Here is a 5,619-nt window from a genome sequence, read left to right as displayed (position 1 = left end):
TCTTTTGACGAACCAACTGCGAAAGCATTACGAAATCAATCCCTTTTCCCGCAACACCGCATCCATCGCCGGGTTGCCGCTGGGTTCGGTCCAGTCGCTCACGCCCGCCGCGATCAGCAGTCGCGTACCTTCGGCATAGTCACCATGACCGTAGTTGGTGGCGCCGTGGTGCAGCCAGCCGCTGGGCGTCGCATTGAAAGAACATTCGACGGCATCCAAAGGCGCACCATACGCCAACAACAGCTTGATCAGCGCCACATTGCCCCGCCAGCACGCCTGGTGCAGCGCCGTTTCGCCCATATCACCACGCGCATCGACCGGCACACCCGCTTTCAGCAAGGCTTCGACGGCGGCGATATTGCCGTGCTCGGCCAATTGCGGCAGCAGGCGGGCATTGGCCGGTGAGGCGGCGCTTTCCGGTGGCACCTCGCCACCATGCCCGGCGACCACGGCATCCAACGCCGACAGCCGTGTGTCGGCACCGCGTGACGCCAGCGTACCGGCCACCGCTCTCTGACCCGCCACCACCGCCATGGCGTAGGCCGTGCGGCCGTCGCCGCGCACAGCATCGATATCGGCGCCGGCATCCAGCAGCATCCCGACAATCGCCGGTGACCGACCGCGCCGCACCGCCCAGTGCAGGGCGGTATCGCCCTGGGCGTTGGCCAGGTTGGGATCACCGCCAGCGTCGAGCAACAACAGCAGACCCTCGGGGTCTTCCCGGTCGAGCATATGCTTGATGGCATTGGCTTCATCGACCCGCGCGCCATGCTCCAGCAACAGTGTCATGCAGGTGAGGTCGCGATGCTCGGTGGCATGGTACAGCGACTCGCCATCGTTCGGATCGGCGCCGGCTTCCAGCAGGATACGGGTGATCTCGGTGTTGCCCATCAAGCCGCTGGCGGCATAGAGGCACGACAGCGGGCCATGGTCGGCGGCCAACGCGGTGTTGGGGTCGGCGCCGTTGTTGAGCAGAAGCCGCACTGTCATGGCTAGTCTCGCTGCGCGCTGGGAATGCTGCACCCCGAAACGTGAAAAACAGGCATAGACGAGGGGTTCCACGCCTTGTGGGCCGGACGCTTCCGTCGCGAAGTCGGGATCGGCGGCGATGGCATCGGCGACCTTTTCCCAGTCACCCAGAACCAGCGCGACATAGACTCCGGCCTGGGCAACATCCGGATGCTCGGCCAGGATATCGTGCGCCCGGCGGGCGTCCGATGTCGCCGCATCGATGAACCGGTCGACCAGCTCACGAAAATCCAGATTGGACTCGATGACGAAAGCCTGGAACCGTGGCCAGCTTGCAAAGCCCTGTTCACGGGCAATGGCCAGTTGCGCTGCGTGCAGAGCGGGTTCGCCTTGGGCGCCATAGCGCTTCAGTTGGGCATTGGTGGCGGGGTCGCCGGCACGGGCGGCCTTGAGCAATGCCTTGGCGCGCTTTTTATAGAAGTCGAGATTGAGGTCAGCGGTTTGGGAAAGCTGTTGCATGATAACGAACGCCCTTCAGGTCTGCCCACCGGTCCGCAATTCGGGGCTGAAAGGATGGTTCGTGAAGCGAAGTCGTATGAAAGGTGGGAAAATCCCTGCCCGCGGACCGGCTGCGTCCTTCAACGCCCGGAAATTATGCCGTGTCAGCGTTGAAAAATCAAGGCCCGGTATGGGGTTACATCTGTCATCCGGCGACCACAGTCGTAACGAAATAATAGCATTGTTCCCTTATGTAGAAGAGATGATTGCCTTACAGATCAACGGGTTGATGTTTCCGTAAGGTAAGCTTATCCGACCGATGCGGGAAATAGGCTTGCACCCGACTCGCAAATTGACTACGGCCCGCCCACACTTGGCCGCCCCGCGGTCGCTGTTCAGGACTCCCTTATGACCTATCTGTCGCGCCTTCTGGCCTGCTCCTGCTTGGTTTCCGGTTTGGCTCTCAGCTTTTCCGCGGCGCCGGCCTTCGCCCAGGACGCAGAAACCGAGGTTGTCATTACGGCGCAGAAGCGGCCGGAACCCTTGAGCCGCGCCCCCTTGTCGGTGGCGGTGGTGACCGGTGAACAGATGGAGCGCAACGGCGCGCATGATCTCAAGGCCTTGCAGACCCTCACGCCCTCCCTGCTGATCACCTCGACGGCCAACGAAGCCCAGACCACAGCCCGCCTGCGCGGCGTCGGTACGGTCGGCGACAATCCTGGTCTTGAGTCCTCGGTCGGGGTCACCATCGACGGCGTGCTGCGTCCGCGCACGGCAACCGCGATGAGCGACTTAGGGATTCTGGACCGCGTCGAAATCCTCAAGGGTCCGCAGTCGGACACCTATGGCAAGGGCGCCTCGGCCGGCATCATCCAGGTCGTCACCAAGCTGCCCAGCCTGACACCGTCTCAATCCTATGAACTCACGGCAGGGTCGCAATGGACGCTGGGCGCTTCGGCCTATCTGACAGGACCGCTGGCCGATAGCCTGGCCGGCTCGCTGTACCTGGCGACCCGCCAGCGCGACGGCCAGTATGACATCCATACCGGCGACGGCCCGCGTACCCAAACCGATGACAACGACACCAATTACGACTCGATCCGGGGTCAGTTGCTGTATGCGCCGCATGGCTCGCTGCGTCTGCGGCTGATCGCCGACTATACGCGCCGCGATGAAAGCTGCTGTGCCGGGACCGCCATCGCTATCGGCGGCACGCGGGGCTATATCGACAGCCTGTCCGACGACGAAGGCACGGCCTCGGTGGTCGATCCGGAAGGCCGCCAGGCCTGGGCCAACCGCCCGACCGGCCAGGAGATCGTCGACGGCGGTCTGTCGCTGCAAACCGACATCGCCATTACACCGACCCTGAAACTGACCTCGATCTCGGCAGCGCGCTACTGGGATCACAACAGCGGCTACGACGCTGATTTCAGCTCGGCCGACGTCTACTACCGCAACGAAGGTGGCAGCTTCGGCAACCGCTTCAACACCGTGTCGCAGGAAGTCCGCTTGAACGGCAAGACCTGGCGCTTCGACTGGATGGCGGGGATCTTCCTCGACCAGGAAGACCTGACACGCAATGACGAAACCCTCTACGGCGAAGACTACGAAGCCTATCTCAGCCTGCTGCTGTCGGCGGGCGCCAATCCGGCGCGGGTGTCGGAAATCACCGGTCTGCCGGTCGGCCAGTCCTTTGTACCGGGCCAGGGTGCCCATGACGTCCATGACCAGCGTGAGCGTAACGCCGCTGTCTTCGGCCATGTCGACTGGTTCGTTACCGACAACCTGACCGTCCTGATCGGCGCGCGCAGAAACCATCAGAAAAAGTCCCTGGTGTCGCGCTACACCACCTCGGACGCCGGCATCGCCTGCGCCAACGCCACGGCGTCGAAAAGCGTGATCTGTCAGGCGTATTCCAACCCGGCCTTCACCCATCTGACCAATGTTCAGGGTTCGGAAGAATCGGCCACGGTCGGCTCGATCAAGGTCAAGTGGCAGATCACGCCGGGCATCATGACCTACGCTTCGTACGGCGAAGGCTGGAAGGGCGCCGGCTTCAACCTGGACCGCGAACAGACATCCGCGTTCGCAGCCGACCGCAATACGTCGTTCGGGGCGGAAACCTCGCGTGCCTACGAGTTGGGCGGCAAGGCCCGGTTCTTCGACGGCCGCCTGGCCGTGGACGGCACGCTGTTCGACCAGCGTTTCCGCAATTTCCAGCTCAATACCTTCCTGGGCACCTCCTTCCTGGTGACGTCGATACCGAACCTGCGCTCCAAGGGCGTGGAGCTGGAGACGCGCTATCACACCGGCTTTGGCCTGAACCTGCGCGCTGGCGCGACCTATACCGACGCCAAGTTCGGCCCGGAAGCGATCACCGGCCTGCCGTTGCTGGCCAACAACACGCCGTCCTTCGCGCCGGAATGGTCGTCGGCCTTTGGTCTCGACTACAGCCGCATGGTGCACGGCCTGAAGCTGACCGCCAGCCTCGATGGCCGCTACAACAGCGACTACAATACGGGTTCGGATCTGGCGCCGATCAAGGTGCAAAAGGCCTATACCCTGTATAATGGCCGAGTCGGCATCGGCGCGCCGGACGGCAACTGGACCCTGGAGCTGTGGGGTTTGAACCTGACGGACGAGACCTATTATCAGGTGGCCTTCTCGGCGCCGTTCCAGTCGGGCTCGTTCAAAGCGTTTACCGGCAATCCGCGGACGGTGGGTCTGACCTTACGCCTGAAGCACTAGCACTAGGTTCTCGACCCGGGCGGGCGGGCATGCTAAGGCCCGCCGCCATGTCCTATAAAGTTACCGTCCTGACCATGTTTCCCGAGGCTTTCCCGGGCCCGCTCGGCGTTTCGCTGATCGGGACATCGTGGAAAGAATCTGAGCTATGGTCCTTGGAAACACTGGACATTCGCACCTTTTCAAGCGATAAGCGCGGCTTTCTTGACGACACCCCCGCCGGAGGTGGCCCAGGTCAGGTGCTGAAGGCCGATGTTATCGCCAAAGCGCTTGATTCACTTGAGCTTTCCGACCGGCCCAAAGTGTACATGTCCGCCCGGGGCAAGCCCCTGACCCAGGCGAAAGTCAAAGAATGGAGCCAGGCAGACGGACTGATCGTTCTCTGCGGACGCTTCGAAGGGGTGGACCAACGGGTGCTTGACGCCCGCGGGTTCGAGGAAATCAGCGTCGGCGATGCCGTCCTAGCGGGCGGGGAAGCGGCGGCGATGGTGACGATCGAGGCAGTGGTGCGACTTATACCGGGGGTTCTCGGCGCATCGGAAAGTCTCGAGACCGAAAGCTTCGAGGATGGACTCCTGGAGCATCCGCAGTACACGCGACCGCGGACGTTCGAGGGCCTTGACATCCCCGAGGTGTTGTTATCGGGCGACCATAAAAAAATGGCCGTCTGGAAGCAGCAGCAAAGAGAGGCAACCACGAAGGACAGGCGACCCGATTTGTGGGCGGCCTGGCTTTCCAAATCACAGGCAAAAGGCTCTCCAAAGCCCCAATAATCCAGGAGTACTTACATGAACCTGCTTCAGAAGATCGAAGCCGAAGAAGTCGCCAAGCTGGCGGCCGGCCGTACCTTCCCCGCTTTCCAGCCGGGCGACACCCTGCGTATCAACGTCAAGATCAAGGAAGGCGAGCGCGAGCGCGTCCAGGCCTTCGAAGGCGTCTGCATCGCGCGTGCCGGCTCGGGCATCAATGAGACCTTCACGGTCCGCAAGATCAGCTTCGGCGAAGGCGTCGAGCGCAAGTTCCCGCTGTTGTCGCCGAACATCGACTCGATCGAAGTCAAGCGCCGCGGTGTCGTCCGTCGTGCCAAGCTGTACTACCTGCGCGACCGTCGCGGCAAGTCCGCTCGTATCGTCGAGCGTTCGCAAAGCTCGACCCGCGGCTCCAAGGGCGACGAACTGCGCGCCGCCATGGCCAATGCGGCGCCGGCTCCGAACCTGGACGCTGAATAAGCATTGGGCCTCAGGCCAGATTGAAAAACCCGCCGGAGTGATCCGGCGGGTTTTTTAATTGTGCGCGTTGGCAAGGAAATCGCCTCACCGGCATATCTCACTCACGGGCGGCCTGCAGCCTGGCTCGCTTGTGTGGCCCCCGTCTCCACGCGAAGGGCGCGGGGAGGTATGTCTTATA

At 62.6% G+C, this 5,619-nt stretch carries 4 protein-coding genes; 3 read left to right on the top strand and 1 reads right to left on the bottom strand.

Annotation, left to right across the window (positions count from 1 at the left end):
• Positions 1-27: 27 nt before the first annotated feature.
• On the bottom strand, positions 28-1,488 hold the full coding sequence (locus ABI_RS01925; RefSeq protein WP_006271126.1) for an ankyrin repeat domain-containing protein: 1,461 nt from the start codon (positions 1,486-1,488) through the stop codon (positions 28-30).
• A gap of 387 nt (positions 1,489-1,875) precedes the next feature.
• On the opposite strand from ABI_RS01925, the gene ABI_RS01920 reads away from it, so the two are divergent.
• The 3 genes from ABI_RS01920 to rplS are packed head-to-tail and all read left to right on the top strand — an operon-like array spanning position 1,876 to position 5,441.
• Complete coding sequence (locus ABI_RS01920) at positions 1,876-4,215, top strand: TonB-dependent receptor (RefSeq protein ID WP_006271125.1); 2,340 nt, start codon at positions 1,876-1,878, stop codon at positions 4,213-4,215.
• A gap of 47 nt (positions 4,216-4,262) precedes the next feature.
• Positions 4,263-4,985, top strand: a complete 723-nt coding sequence (trmD, locus tag ABI_RS01915) for a tRNA (guanosine(37)-N1)-methyltransferase TrmD (protein WP_006271124.1) — start codon at positions 4,263-4,265, stop codon at positions 4,983-4,985.
• A gap of 15 nt (positions 4,986-5,000) precedes the next feature.
• Complete coding sequence (rplS, locus tag ABI_RS01910) at positions 5,001-5,441, top strand: 50S ribosomal protein L19 (protein ID WP_006271123.1); 441 nt, start codon at positions 5,001-5,003, stop codon at positions 5,439-5,441.
• Positions 5,442-5,619 lie beyond the last annotated feature (178 nt).

It is taken from the genome of Asticcacaulis biprosthecium C19 (genome assembly GCF_000204015.1).
Classification (GTDB): Bacteria; Pseudomonadota; Alphaproteobacteria; order Caulobacterales; family Caulobacteraceae; genus Asticcacaulis; species Asticcacaulis biprosthecius.
Note: the sequence above shows the minus strand (reverse complement) of the source record. Positions and strands in the feature narration are given on the sequence as shown.